The following is a 433-nucleotide window of genomic DNA, read 5'->3' on the forward strand; positions in this document are numbered from 1 at the left end:
GAGCAAAAACTGAAGACGCACCAGCTGCTGAAGCAACAGGAAAAAAAGTTGCTATAGATTATTCAACAGGTGGTAAAGGCGATAAATCATTCCATGATTCAGCTTTTAGAGGAATGGAAAAAGCTAAAGCAGAATTAGGTGTAGAATTCTCAGAATAAGAACCTAAAGATCCAACAGAAGAAGCTAAAAACCAAATAACTGAATATGCTCAAGCAGGAGAATATGAATTAATAAGTGGTGTTGGAATCACTATGAAAGAATCTGTAGAAGCAGTTGCTGGTGAATACCCAGATCAAAAATTTGCTTTAATTGATGATGTAATCGAAGGTAAAGACAATGTAGTTTCTTTAATGTTCAGAGAACAAGAAGGAGCTTTCTTAACAGGTGCGTTAGCAGCAATGATGACTAAAACTAATGTATTAGGATTTGTAGG

At 35.6% G+C, this 433-nt stretch carries 1 protein-coding gene; it reads left to right on the forward strand.

From position 1 onward, the window contains the following. Positions 1 to 251 precede the first annotated feature (251 nt). A partial coding sequence (locus tag AYC60_RS09295; RefSeq protein WP_231724612.1) for a BMP family lipoprotein occupies positions 252 to 433 on the forward strand: 182 nt, incomplete at its 3' end.

It is taken from the genome of Streptobacillus felis, from assembly GCF_001559775.1.
GTDB classification, from domain to species: Bacteria; Fusobacteriota; Fusobacteriia; order Fusobacteriales; family Leptotrichiaceae; genus Streptobacillus; species Streptobacillus felis.